The organism is Microcoleus sp. FACHB-SPT15, from assembly GCF_014849525.1.
Taxonomy (GTDB): Bacteria; Cyanobacteriota; Cyanobacteriia; order Cyanobacteriales; family Coleofasciculaceae; genus Symplocastrum; species Symplocastrum torsivum.
Map to the genome: position 1 here is coordinate 14861 of NZ_JACJNU010000028.1, position 16539 is coordinate 31399.

Sequence of the window (16539 nt, forward strand, 5' to 3'; positions counted from 1 at the left end):
AATCATGACTGCTCTCAACACTAATACCCTTCTCAACTCAGAAACCCAAATCCAAAGTCCAAAGGCGAAAACTAGCGAACCGTTTCTGGTGATTGAGGATGTTGCCAAAGTTTATCCCACGCCGAATGGTCCCTATACAGTTCTCACTGGCGTTAACCTAACCGTTAAAGAAGGCGAGTTTGTTTGCCTGATTGGTCACTCTGGCTGTGGTAAGTCAACGCTGCTGAATATGGTGGCAGGTTTCTCGCAACCCAGTCATGGGAATGTGTTGTTGAAAAATCAGCGCGTGACTGAGCCTGGGCCAGACCGAATGATGGTGTTTCAAAATTACGCCCTACTGCCTTGGCTGAGTGCGTTTGAGAACGTCTACCTCGGAGTTGATTCAGTTTATCCCAACAAAACCCAAGCCGAGAAGCGAGCAATTGCGCGGGAGCATTTGGAGATGGTGGGACTGACTGAGGCAATGGATAAGAAGCCTTCGCAGTTATCGGGGGGGATGAAGCAACGAGTTGCGATCGCGCGTGCTTTATCAATTCGCCCGGAAATCTTGATTTTGGACGAACCCTTTGGTGCCTTGGATGCCATCACGAAAGAAGAACTACAGGAAGAACTGCTAAAAATTTGGCGTGACCATCAAGTTACCGTCCTGATGATTACTCACGATATTGATGAGGCTCTTTTCCTCGCTGACCGACTCGTGATGATGACCAACGGGCCTGCGGCTCATATTGGTGAAGTGATGGATATTCCCTTCAAGCGTCCTAGAAATCGCGCTCGGATTATGGAAGACCCAAAGTACTACGAACTGCGTAACTACGCCCTAGACTTCCTGTACCGTCGCTTTGCCCATGATGATGCAGCCGCATAGAGATTGAAAGTAAGGAGTTGAGGAGTCAGGAGTTGCAGGAGTTGAAAGGAGTTCAGGATGGAGGAGTTGAAAGGAGTTCAGAAAGCAATTCGGATGGGGATTCAGACCCCACCTGAAAGTAAGCCACTGAACAAAGTGAGCGTGGGGAATTATAACCCCTGCTGCCTATCGGTCGCTCCTATCTCCAGGCAAGTCCAGGATTCAGAAGAATTCTGAACTCCTTTGGCTTTAACTCATCAGGGATGACCAATCGGAGGAATTGTGGTGGATAGTATCAAAACCCTTTGCCCTTACTGTGGCGTTGGTTGCGGCTTGGAAGTAACACCCCCAGCGCAACAGGGAAAAGAAACCAATCGAGATAGTGAAGGGACACCAGCTTGGAAAGTGCGAGGCGATCGCACCCATCCCTCAAGTCTTGGTATGGTTTGTGTCAAAGGGGCAACTGTTACTGAGGCAACTCACAAAAGCCGATTGCGCTATCCGATGATGCGTGATTCCTTAGATGAGCCATTCGTGCGCGTCACTTGGGAAGAAGCTCTCCAGCGAGTGGTGAGCCGACTTCAGCGTGTTGTCACAACTGCCGGGGCTGATGCAATGTGTATGTATGGCTCCGGTCAGCTACAAACTGAAGACTACTACGTTGCCCAGAAGCTGCTCAAAGGCTGTCTGGGTACGAATAACTTTGATTCCAATTCCCGGCTGTGTATGTCCTCAGCCGTTACTGGTTATACCCAAAGCTTGGGTTCCGATGGCCCCCCCTGCTGCTATGAAGATTTGGAATTAACTGATTGTGCTTTTTTGATCGGTACCAATGCGGCTGAGTGTCACCCGATTGTTTTCAATCGTCTGGCAAAACATCACAAGAAAAATCGCCAGGTGAAGATGATTGTGGTAGACCCTCGCCGGACACCCACAGCGGAAGCGGCTGACTTGCATCTGGCAATTCGACCCGGTACAGATATTGATTTACTTAATGGAATTGCCTACTTAGTGCTGCGTTGGGGCAAGATTGACAACTTATTTATTGACGAATGTACCGCGAATTTCCATGCTTTTGCGGAGATAGTTCGCCACTATCCCCCGCACATCGTTGCTCAACGGTGTGGCATTGCAGAGAGTGAACTCGAAACGGCGGCTCGATACTGGAGCCAGTCTAATCGCGTCCTCTCGATGTGGTCGATGGGTGTCAATCAGTCTTCTGAAGGTACAGCGAAGGTGCGTACCCTAATTAACTTACACCTGATGACAGGTCAAATTGGTAAGCCAGGGTGTGGTCCGTTTTCCCTTACAGGTCAACCGAACGCGATGGGAGGACGGGAAACAGGGGGATTGTGCCATATCTTACCGGGCTATCGGTCAGTAAAAAATCCCCAACATCGAGCAGAACTTGAGGAGTTTTGGGGGCTAAAACCCGGACAAATTTCACCTTATCCCGGTCGCACGGCTTGGGAGATTATTCGGGGATTAGAAACTGGGGATGTGAAGTTTCTCTGGATTACGGCGACTAATCCGGTGGTGAGCTTGCCTGACTTGGAACGAGTAAAAGCGGCTTTGAGGCGAAGCACCTCCGGTGCCGCTTCGCTAACGCCTTTTACGGTTTACCAGGAAGCCTATTACCCAACAGAAACCACTGCCTACGCTCATGTCCTACTCCCAAGCGCACAGTGGGGCGAGAAAACTGGCACGATGACTAACTCTGAGCGAATGGTCACACTCTGCCAAGCCTTTTGCCACCCCCCTGGAGAAGCGAAAGCGGATTGGGAAATCTTTGCTGAAGTAGGACGGCGATTGGGTTTTGCCGACAAGTTTTCTTTCCAAACCTCGGCTGAAGTTTACGCAGAATATGTTCAGTTGACGAAAGGACGAGTCTGTGATGTATCGGGTATTAGTCACGAGCGTCTCAAGCAAGAAGGCCCCTTACAATGGCCGTGCCCTGAACAAGGGAGTGGGGAAGGGAATTCTCCCAAACGGCTCTATACTGATTTACGCTTCTCTACTCCTGACGGACGCGCTCAGTTCGCCGCTTATCATTCACGAGGACTGGCAGAACCACCTGATCCAAATTATCCCTTAGTCTTGACAACGGGACGGCTTTATGGTCATTGGCACACCCAAACCCGCACAGGGCGCATCCCGAAGATTCAGCAGATGCATCCTAATCCCTTTATTGAAATTCACCCTCGTGATGCTAAGGCGTTAGGAATTAAAGATCAAAGCTGGGTAGAAGTGCGATCGCGTCGTGGTAAAAGTCGTTTTCCTGCCAAAGTGACAAAAGCGATCGCACCTGGTACTGTCTTCGTACCGATTCACTGGGGCGCACTCTGGGCAGACAATGCCGAAGCCAACGCCCTCACTCATCCAGAATCCTGTCCTGAGTCTCACCAACCAGAACTGAAAGCCTGTGCTGTACAGCTTGTGCCAATCCAGAGCCACTCTAGTATTGCAAACGATTTACTTCAACCTTCGCAATCAAGTATCCTCACAGCATCCCCTTCAGTGTAAAGCCAGTAGAAGAGATGCGGTGGTTTCAAAAATTATCTAAACGAGTTGAGAGTGTTACCGGGGTTGAAAATTTTCTCTATTTTCTCGATAGAACAGAAAGCCTGGTTGCCAAGCTTCTTTCACTAGCAATGGTGCTAGTACTAATATTCACTGTCTTTGACCTCGGTGTATATTTAGTAATAGCACTATTCACACTTTCTCCAGAAGTTCGTTCTGAAAAGTCATTCATCCTTGAAGTTTTCGGACTATTTTTGAATGTGTTGATTGCCTTGGAACTAATGGAAAATATCACCGCTTACCTACGCAAGCACGTAGTTCAGGTTGAGCTGGTATTTATCACAGCTTTGATTGCTGGCGCTCGTAAAATTATCATTCTGGATTTTGAAAAAGTCTCCGGTGGGCAATTGCTTGGCTTAGCGGCAGCAGTTCTGTCCCTTTCAATTAGTTATTGGATTATGCGACAGGCTAATGTCAGAAATCATTGAGTAGTAAAGCGTTTATCTCATGACTAACTTCTTTCAATTTGAAGCAGATTTTGTTGATTCCCTGCGCTGTATTCCCATGCAAGTCCGGATGAAATTAGATACCTGTGGTACAAAACTCAAGCTAACGCATTGGCACCAGTTTACCCAGGAAGAACGTCAGGAACTTGTAGAGAAACCTTGTACAACAGTAGAAGAAATTCAAACCTATCGAGAAGATATACAAAATTTGGTGATAAACCATACTGGCACACCAGCATCTGACCTTCCTATTGAAGATAATCCGGCATGGATGGATGCAACAACAATTCCACCGACTGTTCAAGAGAAAGTCCAAGAATTGGGTGTATCTTTAACATTACAAAACTGGGCATCCCTAACATCCACTCAACGTTTTGCACTGATTAAACTTAGCCGTCCTAGCCATGAAAATAAAAACTTCCTCCCTGCCCTCAAGGAGTTTCAGTTAGTTTAATCAACAAGATTGCAAAACCCAACGACGGAAGAGTTCAACAATGATGCGCCAGGAACCATCGTACTCTTGAACTACATCGTGGCGCGTCAGAGTCTTGATGGCTTCTTGCAACGTTTCCTCCTGTAGGGGCGCACAGCTGTGCGCCCCTACAGTTTTATCTAATTTGATTTCCGACCATCTTGAAGAATCGGAAAAACTTTTCCGGATATTTCTAATAAATCGGAGCTGATTTTCTGGGACTTAACGAAGAGTAGATAATACGATGTTTTTAGTTGCAAGTTTGCCGCTTTAAACCTTGACAAAAACACTCTCAAAACCTATGCTTCAGTCACCAGAAAAGCAGCCTCAGGCACAGCAACCGCAAGCTAATCAGTTACAGTATAACCCAACAGCGATCGCTAATCCAGAACAAAGTATTGGCACAGCTTCAGTTGTAACTACTCCATCGCTTGGACAATTAGACACAGTAGCATTAGTTCAATACGGAGGTATCGCCGTCGCAATCATCTTAGCTTTTGCTATTTTCATGCTTGCCTTGGCTGAATATAACAAGGTCTTCATGCCTGTAATACTTCAGAAGCGAGACGGAAAGAATCAATAAAGTCCTTAAGGTATTTACCGTAGGGGTGCAATTAATTGCACTCCTGCAATACCGAACCTACAAAAATTGCCTCTTTAAAAAATAAATCTAACTATTAAAGAACTTTACCCATTGTGTTGCTCTCTCACCCAAGCTCGAAAAGCCCGTAAAGTTGCTGTTTCCCCATCTACTAAACTCTGGTGGATAAACCTGGGAATAGCATCTAAAGGCATCCAAGGAAAAGTTGGACTCTGACTAACAGATTGATACTCTTCCTTTGATTGTTGTAGAACAAAAACTTGTAATTTATTTCCGTTATAGTGCCAAAATTCTGGGACACCAATCGCTGCATAAATGGGTTGCTTATTTAGAGAACCACTGGTGATATCAATTTCTAACACTAAATCTGGAGGCGGGTCATTATCTAAGTCAATTTCTTGTTTACTTCTGACAAGGGGTTCATTTTGGAGATAGTAACAAGAGTCAGGTTCTGCTCCTTTTAGCTTTTTACTTCGCTTCAGGGTTAAAGAACCAAATCTCTTAAGATTTAGATTTAATTCATCAGCGATCGCACCAATTATACTTTCAATAAAGCGGTTATTATTCTCATGCCGTCCTAACGGTGTCATTATTTCTAACACTCCTTCATCGTAAGCCAAGCGAGAGGTGCGGTTATCTCCTAATTCTTTGAGTAATTGCTCAAATGTTTGCCAACTTATATTGGACAAGATTACTCGTTGTTCAGCCAGTTCAATAGTTAGTGTTTGCATGAGTTATTACCTTAAGAAGTTGACCTTAAAAAAATAAAAATTATTTTGATTGGTGAGGTGCGATCGCTACTAGTCCTACTTCTGTCTAATCGCACTCCGGAACTCAGTTACAGCATCATACTGGTAGACCGGAGTTCAAAGTCCCCCAGAATTGGGGGATTTAGGGGGCGAGAAAGACTTTTGTATACACCGTAGCTTTACAAGGGCGTAGGGGGGTGGATTTTGGATTAAAGGTTTGCTGGCGAACCATAACCTCCGCCTCCAGGTGTTTCAATTGTAAACATCTCTCCCGCCTCCATCTCCACAACAGCCGTGCTGCCTAATTCCTCTATGGTTCCATCGCTACGTTCAACATAATTCCGTCCCAAAGCACCTGCTTCACCACCTTGTAAACCATAAGGAGGAACAACGCGATGACTTGAGAGAATTGCCGCCGTCATCGGTTCGAGGAAACGTAGGCGACGGATAACACCATTCCCACCGTGATGTTCCCCTTTCCCGCCACTATTAGGGCGAATTCCGAAGCTTACTAAGAGAACAGGGAACCGCCATTCCAACACTTCGGGGTCAGTTAGGCGAGAATTAGTCATGTGAGTGTGGACTGCATCGGTGCCATCGAAATCCGCACCTGCACCGGAACCTCCACAAATGGTTTCATAGTATTGATAGCGTCCATTGCCGAAAGTGAAGTTATTCATCGTTCCCTGAGATGCTGCCAGCACTCCCAGCGCACCATACAATGCATCGGTAATTGCCTGAGAAGTCTCGACATTTCCTGCAACTACGGCGGCAGGATAACGGGGATTGAGCATACAGCCTTCGGGAATGATGATTTCCAGAGGTTTGAGACAACCTGCATTGAGAGGAATATCGTCATTTACCAAGGTGCGGAAGACATAGAGGACTGCTGCTTTGCAAACAGCAGATGGTGCATTGAAATTACTCTGTAGTTGAGGTGAAGTGCCAGTAAAATCAATCTTGGCGTTGCGGTTGTTGTGGTTGATGGTAATCGTCACCTGAATTTGGCTGCCATCGTCCAACTTAGCCGTGAAGCTACCATCTTTGAGTGATGCGATCGCACGTCGTACCGATACCTCTGCATTATCCTGCACATGACCCATGTAAGCTTGCACAGTTTCTAACGAGTATTGCTTCACCATCCGCCGCAACTCTTGCACACCGCGTTCATTTGCCGCAATTTGAGCTTGCAAGTCTGCAATGTTTTGCTCCAGATTTCGGACAGGATAAGTGCCAGATGAGAGTAATTGCCGTAGTTCCTCTTCCCGGAAATGACCTTGCTCAACTAACTTGAAGTTATCTAGTAATATCCCTTCTTGCTCAACCGTTGTACTAGTGGGAGGCATTGAACCAGGGGTAATGCCGCCGACGTCTGCATGGTGTCCTCGTGAGGCGACGTAGAAGAGAGGGAGATCGGGAGAGGAGGAGATGGAGTAAGTGGGGGAGTCTTCAACAAATACTGGGGTAATAACGGTGACATCGGGAAGGTGAGTGCCGCCGTTGTAGGGGTTGTTTAGCACATAAACATCTCCTGGTTTGAGAGTGTTGCCGTAGGCTTCAATTAAACTACCCACGCTTTCACTCATTGAGCCTAGATGTACAGGAATATGGGGTGCATTGGCAACTAACTGTCCTTGTTGGTCGAAGATGGCGCAGGAGAAATCTAAGCGTTCCTTGATGTTGACAGAGGAACTGGTATTTTGCAGGGTAATTCCCATTTGCTCGGCAATTGAGCGAAATAGGTTATTGAAAATTTCTAATAATACTGGATCGACGTTAGTGCCGACTTCTACACTCTCATCTAGGGGTTTGATTCGCTTCAGGACTAAATGATTGCGCTGCGTTAATTCAGCTTGCCAACCGGGTTCAATAACATTTGTACCCGTTGCTTCAATAATCAAAGCCGGACTAGAAATACAATCTCCCGGTTGTAAATCCTCTCGCTGAAACACAGGTGTTTCGTGCCACGCGCCTGCTGTATACATCTGAACAGTTGCAACGGATTCTGGGTTAGCCTCTGTCTTTCGCTCAATGACTGGTTCTTCTGTAGTAAACGTCTTTTGCACCACCTCAACCGAAACTGCCTCAACAATTAACCCCTTCTCCGGTGCAATGAAACCATACTGTTGCTGATGCGCCTCTTCAAATTGCTGCTTCATTGCCGCAACATTGCCGAAACTGACAATTAAGGCTGTATCTGTCCCCTCATATCGGAGGTGAACCCTCTGAAAGAGTTGAATCTCTTCCTCGTCCTTAGTGTTGTCGAGGTTTAATTCCTGCTTTGCCTCTGTTGCTAACTCTTCCAACAACTGCGGTAAGGGTGCAACGCCTTGCGCCCCTACGTTGACCAAATCCTCACTGAGTTTGGCTTCTACGGCTCGTTCCCGCAACACCCGCACATCTGCCAAACCCATTCCGTAAGCCGACAACACGCCAGCAAAGGGATGAATAAACACCTGCTTCATCCCCAAAGCATCAGCAATTAAGCAAGCGTGTTGTCCACCCGCACCACCAAAGCAGCAAAGGGTGTAGTCCGAAACGTCATAGCCACGCTGAAGGGAGATTTTCTTAATCGCATTTGCCATTTTCTCAACTGCGATCGCAAGAAATCCAGCCGCCACCTGTTCTGGTGTCCGGTTATCCCCAATTTCTGCTGTCAATTGCTGGAACTTCTGCCGTACCACCTCAGCATCCAACGGCAAATCGCCATTCAAACCAAACACTTTGGGGAAGAACTCCGGCTGCAACTTCCCCACCATCACATTGGCATCTGTCACGGTTAAAGGGCCACCCTTTGAGTAAGAGGCAGGGCCAGGATTTGCCCCAGCCGACTCTGGACCAACCCGATAACGTGCCCCATCATATTGCAGAATTGAACCGCCGCCTGCCGCTACCGTGTGAATTGACATCATTGGCGTTCGCAACCGCACACCTGCAATTTCTGTCTCAAACGTGCGCTCATATTCTCCGTTGTAGTGAGCGACATCGGTAGACGTACCGCCCATGTCAAAGCTGATGATTTTTTTGAAGCCTGCGATCGCACTTGTCTGCACTGCCCCCACAATGCCACCCGCAGGACCCGATAAAATACTGTCTTTCCCCTGAAACGCTGTAGCATCCGTCAGTCCACCATTAGATTGCATGAATTGCAAAGACACAGCATCCGGTGTTCCTACCCCACCTAACTGACCAGCAACCTGGTCTACATAGCGGCGCAAAATAGGTGATAAATAGGCATCAACAACAGTTGTGTCGCCTCTGCTCACTAGCTTCATTAAGGGGCTAATTTCGTGGGATACTGAAACTTGAGAAAAACCAATCTCTAATGCTATGGTGGCTACTTCCTTCTCATGAGCCGGATAGCGGTAGCCATGCATAAAAGCGATCGCACAACTGCGGATTCCAGCCTCGTAAGCTTCCTGCAAAGACTTCCTAACTTCCTCAAGATTGACAGGAATTAACTCTTCACCTTGATCGCTATAGCGTTCCTCTACCTCAATCACCCGCTCATACAGCATTTCTGGCAGGATAATCTGACGAGCAAAGATATCCGGGCGGTTTTGATAGCCAATACGCAGCGCATCTCGGAAACCTTTGGTGATTACAAGGACAACGGCATCCCCTTTTCGTTCCAGTAGCGCATTCGTCGCTACCGTTGTCCCCATCTTCACCACTTCAATCTGCTCAGCCGGAATCGGAGCATCAGCCGGAATCCCCAAGATTTCTCGAATCCCCTGCACTGGCGCATCGGTGTAGCGTTCCGGGTTCTCCGACAGCAGCTTGTGAATGATTAACTGCCCATCCGGACGCTGCGCCACGATATCAGTAAAGGTTCCTCCCCGATCAATCCAGAATTGCCAACGGTTATCTCCAGGTAAAGATGCATTCATGGAGTTCCTCAATTAAAGTTGATGCAATTTAGCTCATTATTACAATGATGAATCAGCATGGGTGTCCCTGATATTCTTTCGTCCGAGTACGCACACAACCCGTATCCCTACTACAAGCATATGCGGGACGACTATCCTGTTTTGTTCCATCCGGCAACCCAGAGTTACATAATCAGCCGCTATGCAGACATAGAGCAAGCGTTAAAAAATCCGATCTTTTCTAACCGCAGCTATGAGTGGCAAGTAGAGCCAATTCACGGTAGAACCATCATCCAAATGGAAGGTAGAGAACACGCTACCCATCGCAACTTGCTGAATCCAACTTTTCGAGGGCGCGACCTCCAGCAGAAGTTTCTGCCAATAATCGAAAAGAACGCACGGGAACTCATTGATGCTTTCAAAGAGCGAGGTGAGGTTGATTTATATAGCGAGTTCGCCACGCGCTTTTCTATGAACGTGATTGTGGATATGCTGGGTCTATCGAGAGCTGATCAGGAATACTACCGCAGGTGGTATGACTCTATAATTGCCTTGACTACAAATGTGACTCAGGATGCTGAAGTGACTGCGGCTGCCATGCGAGCCAAAGATGAGTTTCAAGACCACATCCTACCGATCATCCACGAACGCCGAACCAATCCGGGCGATGATTTGCTATCCACGCTTTGTCAAGCTCAAATTGATGGTGTGCAGATGACTGACGAAGAGATTCGAGCCTTTTGTAGCCTCCTATTGGACGCAGGCGGACTGACGACCGATAAGGCAATATCCAATCTCATCAAGAACTTGCTCGAACACCCCGACCAACTCGAACAGGTGCGCCAGGATCGTACCCTGATTGACCAAGCCTTCGCTGAAACGCTTCGGTATTCGCCCCCGGTACATATCATTATCCGGATGACAACTGAGGATGTCGAAGTGTCAGGGACGACGATTCCTGCGAACGCTAATGTGATGTGCTTAATTGGTGCCGCTAACCGGGACGATCGCAAATACAAAGAACCCGATACCTTCAGCATCTTCCGGGACGACCTTGATGTCAAACGCGCCTACGGTGGAGATGCAAATCACTTAGCTTTTGGGATAGGTCGCCATTTTTGTGTCGGCTCGATGCTGGCACGTGCGGAAGTAACCATCGCCACCAATCTGCTGTTGGATGAGATGCGCGACATTGCCTTCAAAGACGGCTTTACACCCCAGGAAGAAGGAATCTTTCTACGTGCTTGTGAGAAGCTAGAAGTCAGGTTTATGCCGTTTAAAGTTTCCGGAAACGCTACAAGCCGCCCTCAATGAACTGGCTAATGCCGCACCCGGCTAGGTACGCCAAGTTGCATTCCATAGGTAGGTCATCATAATGGAGCCGAATGATATAGCTACCCGATATGATCAAATTGCCCAATGGTGGCAGACTGAACATCAAGATTCGCCATACGGCATCGCACAATTGGAGAGGGCTATCAAATTTACTTCGTTAAGGCACTCAGCTCTTGATGTCGGGTGTGGAAGTAGCGGACGTTTTATCGACATCTTATCCCAGCATGGCTTTCAGGCTGAAGGACTTGATATTTCTAGAGAAATGATACATTTAGCCCGTAAGCTGCATCCAGAAATCGCATTCTACAGGGAAGACATCTGCTGTTGGATTCCTCCTAAACGCTACAGTTTGATTTCTGCTTGGGACAGCACATTTCATCTGCCGCTAAATGCACAAGAGCCTGTCGCGAGAAAACTATGCGATGCTCTTGAACCCGATGGGGTGTTCCTGTTTTCATGTGGTGGTGGACATACAAACAGTGAGATTTCGGGGGCATTTCAAGGTCAAGATTTTGAGTACAGCACTTTGGGAGTAGATGCTTTCCTGCGGATTCTGACTGAACATCATTGCACATGCCGCCATCTTGAATATGACCAATATCCCGAAAATCATGTTTATATCATTGCACAAAAAACCTAAGCAATCATTGCAGCTTTCGTCTCTTGAAAAATAGACAACTAAAATTATTTGTAGACTCTAATGCCTTATTTAACCAATTCAAAAGACATCCAAGATTTGATGGCTAGCTATGCTCAATCCCAAATCCTTTGGATTGATACAGAAGTTGCAGACCATCAAACTCGCAAACCGAAAGTATCTTTAATTCAGGTCTTAGATGACCCTACTGACTTAACAGGTGAACAAGTTTCTATTCTAGATGTTCTCGATCACCCAGAACTGATAGACTATTTTGTTGACAAAATCATTGTGAATCCTGCTGTTGAAAAGGTATTTCATAATGCCAGTTATGACTTAAAGCTACTGGGCAAAGCCAAAGCTCAAAATGTTACCTGCACATTAGAACTTGCAAAAAAAATTCCCTACTACCTGTTGCAAGTCCGCAATCTGCAACTCAAAACCTTAGCAGAAGAACTATGCTACTTTCCACCCGTGGATAAAACCGAGCAAACTAGCGACTGGGGGGTGCGTCCCCTAACAGCTAGTCAACTTCACTACGCTAAGATGGACGCAATTTATGTAGCGCATGTGCATCAACAACTACTGAAGCTGAATCGGCGCAGTGAACCCGATCCAGCTTCAGAAGATTTAACGGCACTTAGCGATCGCTATCAGCAGATTGCCTATCAATGGAAGCTGCTTGATACAGAAATGACACATCTCCAAGAACGTCTGAAAAAAGCAATGCAAGCGCAGAACGTTTCAGAAACAGAAGTTTTTGAGCTGTCGAGTTACCAGCGAACTAGTAAGAAAGTTCAGTTTGACCAACTAGCGAAACTCGCACAAGCGAAGGGAATTGAATTAGATTTCCCCGTTGCCCTCACACAAAAGCTTCAGAAAGAACTGGGGGTTATGATTGAACAACTGCAAGTAGAAGAGGATGTAACGACAAATTGGCGGCTCTCAGTCAAAGATCAGAATGATGAGGAACTACCGTTTTAGAACAAAGATTTAACATTTATTTCCGAAACAAAGTTCTGCTATCGCTTTAACATTCATAACGGACTACTCTAGTTCAGGAGATGGGTGGTATGCTTGCTGATTTGTTAAGTCGTAAACAGACTCACTTTGTTTTGTGGCGTCCTGGAGCATTAGAACCTGCTCCTACTTTGTACATTGGTAACTTTAAAACTGGGAATTTACAATCATTTGAGAACTTTCGAGAAATTCCCCTAACCCAATCTGAGCAATACCCTGAATTGTGGGAGATTCCAGCACAAAATTGTGGTTTAACGTCAGGACAGGTGTACTTCTATTGGTTTAAGGTACAAGATACTAATGCCTACAACAGTACACCCTGCATTCTTTACTGCTCAGACCCCCTAGCCTGGACTGTTGACCGCCGTATTACTGCCCCCGCCCCTGTACAGACTGATGGAACAACAAGTAATGACCCTGCTAGTGTTGTGCTGTATCACAATGGTCAGCTAATTGCGTGTGACCCAAAGGGGCAAACGGCAAACTGGGAAGGAGATGCTCCAGTAGATAGGCTGCCTAACAATAATCAGTTAGTAATTTACGAGTTACCCACTCGCTGGACTCGGATTGGGGCTGAGGGAGAAAAGGCAATTGGTACTGGTACGTTTCGCGATGTGCTGTCGTTGTTGAACACAGAAGAAATTGCTCCTGATTTTCCAAATATTTATACTTTAGACAAGGGTCATGCTCATCTCGTTGAGTTGGGCGTTAATGCTTTGGAATTGTTACCCCCGGCAGATAGTGATGACAATCTGCAATGGGGTTATGGGACAGCGAACTATTTTGCCGCAGATTTTAACTTAGGACACCCAGATTCCCAAGCTGCGCCTACGGCTTCGACTGATTTAGTAGAACTGATTAAGGCGTGTCATCAGCAGGGAGTGCGCTTTTTTTATGATGCGGTGATGGCATTCTCCCGAAATAATCCTTATAGCAATATTAATTTTTCAGATTTCTACATTCACTATGGTAGTGGCGACCCAGAACAAAGTGGTCGAGAAGGTTTTGGGGGAGATTTGTTTAAGTACAACTATTACGTGGAGGGCTATCACCCAATTACAGGAAAACGCGATCGCTTTGTGCCTGCCCGTGAATACATGAAACTCCACATCGCTCACTGGATTGATTACTATCGAGTTGATGGACTGCGCTTGGATAGCGTTAACAATGTTGGAAACTACGACTTTTTGCAGGAGTTCAAAGATTATTCGCGATCGCTTTGGGTAGAACGTGGAGGAAAAGGTGAAGACTTCCTCGTTGTTGGCGAAGAGTTAAGTGTACCTCTCGCCCTAGTTCAGCAAAATCGACTAGATGGGTTGTGGAACGAACGGTTTAAGCACATCTTGCGACAGGTAATTTTAGGTAAGAGTGCTGGTGACGAACCCAGCTTTGAATGGAGTGTTCGCAAACTCATTGACTGTCGCCTCTTAGGGTTCAGCGATGGTTCTCAGGCAGTGAACTACGTCACGTCTCATGATGTGGAGGGCTTTGGTAACGAACGCCTCTACAACTACCTGGAAAACAACGGAATTGTCCAAAAAGAAAAATACATCAAACTTGCCTTTGTCTGTCTGCTTACAGCCGTTGGGATTCCGATGATTTTGGCAGGTGAAGAATTTGCTGACGCACATGACCTTTCACCCGATGAAGTCAAAGACAAACAAGTTGACCCGGTTAACTACGCCCGCTTAGACGATGATTGGCGTAAAGACATCTTTGATTATGTAGCGAGACTGGTTCGTTTGCGGACAAGCGCCAAAGCGTTAGCAGTGAATGAAACCCAATTTATTCATGCTGATTTCAGTGAAGGGAAACGGGTTGTTGTTTGGCAGCGAGGTGAGGGGGAAGAGTTAGTGGTTGTTGTGGCAAATTTTTCGGACTACGGCACACCCAATGAAGCTGAGTATGTAATCCCCAACTGGCCTAGTAAACCCGCCCATAAGCAATGGCGAGAAGTCACGCAAGACCGAGTAGTTCCTGATGCCCAGGCGGGTAGAGAACCAATTTTTCCTTGGGAAGCAAAAGTTTACACATTCGTATAGGGAAACTGAATCAACTGGTTTTCCTGATGGAATGCTTCTTTAGCAGGAGGTACTTAAGTATCAAATCAACCAACCTGGTAGAAGCTGTTAGTAGAAACTCATAGAATATATAAATACCAATGACAGGTAGCTGACCTCATAGGTAAAAACAATGAAACTAGGAATGCTTGCAACTACTGCAATCACGACCACCTTCCTGATTCCTGCCTTCTCGGTAGGCTCAGCAAACGCGCAGGCGTGTGAGGAAATGCTTTCGATCAGGAATGTAGTGGTCTTTTGCAAAAAATCTGATCGAAGCGCAGAAATTAACAAAATCTATCGTGAAGTTTTGGGGCGCGATGCCGAACCCGAAGGCTTAAGGGCATGGTCTCAGGAACTAAGTAGAAGTACCCTCAAGAAAATTCGCCGTGAAATTGCTGAGAGTGATGAAGCTAGACGCGCACTGAACCACATTTATCAGGAAGTACTGGGTCGCGATGTTGATAGTAGCGGGTTGAAGACCTTTACCAAGAACTTGAAAAAGGATTGGTCACTCCATGATGTACGTTCATCTATTGAAGAGAGTGAAGAGGCAAGGCAGAGAGTAGGGTAATTGCACCAAGTTAATTTTGATGGACTACAAACAAATTCCTCAATCTATCTTAGATTGAATGCTAGTGACTTAAGCGAAAATTAGTCGTTTGCGATCAAACCCAGATTGGGGGACGTTGCCCCCCAAACCCCCTCCTCACCTTCGCTCCGTTGGGGGCAGAGTGCCGCCCCCAGTCCCCCTGCACAAGGTGTTATCGGTACTGATAAGGGTGCAGTTTATTAGTGTTATTGAATAAAGCACAACTTTAATCGAGAAATTTTTGGACTGCTGGACTCGCTCATTTCCCTTAAGTCAGTGCCATTCGTCTTAGATTTGAGGCAAAGGAGGATGCCTAGTTGCGTCCTTCTCGTTTTTATCGCAGAAAGCCTAGAAGAAGGTTCCAGGGCAGGAGGCAGACGGCACTTTGTTTAGGTTGGTTTCACGGGGCTAATTTTTCTTCAAAGAGAGCGAATTCCACGTTCTAAGCCGCGTGTAATGCCAGTAAGAAAGTCTAAGTCAAGAGTTGCGATCGCATCACTTGCTTTGTGATAGTGAGGATTTCGCATAAATGCTGTATCCGTTACCATCATTGCTCGATAACCCTTGTCCCAAAATGAGGCATGATCACTCAGTCGTGTCTGGCTAACCATTAAACCTCGATTTGGTACAGGTAACCACTCACTCGGTACTCCAACGTTACGGATATTACGACTGAGGTGAATTAAGTCAGGAATTGTTGGCAAATTGCCAATCAATGCAATGAAATCACCGCGATTTGGGTAGAACCGTTCCAATCCTGCCGGGTAACGTTGCGAGTGAGGGGCCTGATTACGATAACCCAGCATTTCTAGAGAAAGCATCAGGCGTAATGGCTGCTGTTGTTGCCGCAAGTCAGCGGCATATTGGGCACTTCCGAGTAAGCCGTATTCTTCCATATCAAATGCTACTAGCTGGATTGGGTAACTCGCTGGTTCCGTTGCGAAGGCTTTTGCCAACTCCAACAAGGCAGCAACACCTGTTGCATTATCATCGGCACCTGGGGTTCCAGGCACAGCGTCATAATGAGCACCAATTAATATTGGCGGTTTCTGTTTACGGCGACTAGTGGCGTTTGCAGGAAGATTGAGGATGAAATTCTGATGAGTTTGCCCGCGAATTGTAAATTCGTGGGTTTGTATTTCTCCCCATTGTTCTAACTCTTGGCGTATGTATTGCTGGACATAAGAATGCCCAGCTTTTGCAAGATAGGGATCGCGATCGCGTACTATCTGCGTCAGGTGTGTGTGCAGAGATTCTTTTAAGTCCAAGATTTTCTTCTCCTGTTGTTATGGGTAGTGTGAGTTAAGGAGTGTCAGCATCCAGCACAAGTG

13 protein-coding genes are annotated in these 16539 nt (G+C 46.5%); 10 read left to right on the forward strand and 3 right to left on the reverse strand.

Annotation, left to right across the window (positions count from 1 at the left end; genetic code table 11):
• The first annotated feature begins 4 nt into the window (after window positions 1-4).
• From H6F98_RS08335 to H6F98_RS08355, 5 genes are all read left to right on the forward strand, one after another.
• Window positions 5-868, forward strand: coding sequence for a nitrate ABC transporter ATP-binding protein (locus tag H6F98_RS08335; protein WP_192218208.1), 864 nt, complete (start codon window positions 5-7; stop codon window positions 866-868).
• Window positions 869-1129: 261 nt separating this feature from the next.
• Entirely contained in the window at window positions 1130-3370 is a 2241-nt protein-coding gene (locus H6F98_RS08340) for a molybdopterin oxidoreductase family protein (RefSeq protein ID WP_192218209.1), read from the forward strand.
• A 14-nt stretch (window positions 3371-3384) separates the two neighbouring features.
• Window positions 3385-3855: a phosphate-starvation-inducible PsiE family protein gene (locus H6F98_RS08345; protein ID WP_192218210.1), complete on the forward strand. Its 471-nt coding sequence runs from the start codon at window positions 3385-3387 to the stop codon at window positions 3853-3855.
• A gap of 19 nt (window positions 3856-3874) precedes the next feature.
• A complete protein-coding gene (locus H6F98_RS08350; RefSeq protein ID WP_192218211.1) occupies window positions 3875-4327 on the forward strand; it encodes a nitrate reductase associated protein in 453 nt (150 codons plus the stop codon).
• 319 nt (window positions 4328-4646) lie between these two features.
• Entirely contained in the window at window positions 4647-4928 is a 282-nt protein-coding gene (locus tag H6F98_RS08355) for a hypothetical protein (protein ID WP_192218212.1), read from the forward strand.
• 104 nt (window positions 4929-5032) lie between these two features.
• On the opposite strand, the gene H6F98_RS08360 is transcribed toward H6F98_RS08355, so the two are convergent.
• The gene (locus H6F98_RS08360; RefSeq protein ID WP_192218213.1) at window positions 5033-5677 is read right to left on the reverse strand and encodes a Uma2 family endonuclease; all 645 of its coding nucleotides are present in this window, start codon (window positions 5675-5677) and stop codon (window positions 5033-5035) included.
• A gap of 227 nt (window positions 5678-5904) precedes the next feature.
• Window positions 5905-9585: a hydantoinase B/oxoprolinase family protein gene (locus H6F98_RS08365; RefSeq protein ID WP_192218214.1), complete on the reverse strand. Its 3681-nt coding sequence runs from the start codon at window positions 9583-9585 to the stop codon at window positions 5905-5907.
• A gap of 57 nt (window positions 9586-9642) precedes the next feature.
• Between H6F98_RS08365 and H6F98_RS08370 the strand changes: the two genes are divergently transcribed.
• The 5 genes from H6F98_RS08370 (at window position 9643) to H6F98_RS08390 (ending at window position 15190) form a co-directional block, all read left to right on the forward strand.
• Window positions 9643-10878: a cytochrome P450 gene (locus tag H6F98_RS08370; RefSeq protein ID WP_192218215.1), complete on the forward strand. Its 1236-nt coding sequence runs from the start codon at window positions 9643-9645 to the stop codon at window positions 10876-10878.
• Between the two features lie 61 nt (window positions 10879-10939).
• A complete protein-coding gene (locus tag H6F98_RS08375; protein WP_192218216.1) occupies window positions 10940-11539 on the forward strand; it encodes a trans-aconitate 2-methyltransferase in 600 nt (199 codons plus the stop codon).
• A gap of 60 nt (window positions 11540-11599) precedes the next feature.
• The gene (locus tag H6F98_RS08380) at window positions 11600-12520 is read left to right on the forward strand and encodes a ribonuclease D (protein WP_192218217.1); all 921 of its coding nucleotides are present in this window, start codon (window positions 11600-11602) and stop codon (window positions 12518-12520) included.
• An 89-nt stretch (window positions 12521-12609) separates the two neighbouring features.
• Complete coding sequence (locus H6F98_RS08385; RefSeq protein ID WP_192218218.1) at window positions 12610-14598, forward strand: alpha-amylase family glycosyl hydrolase; 1989 nt, start codon at window positions 12610-12612, stop codon at window positions 14596-14598.
• A gap of 151 nt (window positions 14599-14749) precedes the next feature.
• Complete coding sequence (locus H6F98_RS08390) at window positions 14750-15190, forward strand: DUF4214 domain-containing protein (RefSeq protein WP_192218219.1); 441 nt, start codon at window positions 14750-14752, stop codon at window positions 15188-15190.
• 437 nt (window positions 15191-15627) lie between these two features.
• Here the strand turns inward: H6F98_RS08390 and H6F98_RS08395 are convergent, their stop codons facing one another.
• A complete protein-coding gene (locus H6F98_RS08395) occupies window positions 15628-16476 on the reverse strand; it encodes a M28 family peptidase (RefSeq protein WP_192218220.1) in 849 nt (282 codons plus the stop codon).
• Between the last annotated feature and the right edge of the window lie 63 nt (window positions 16477-16539).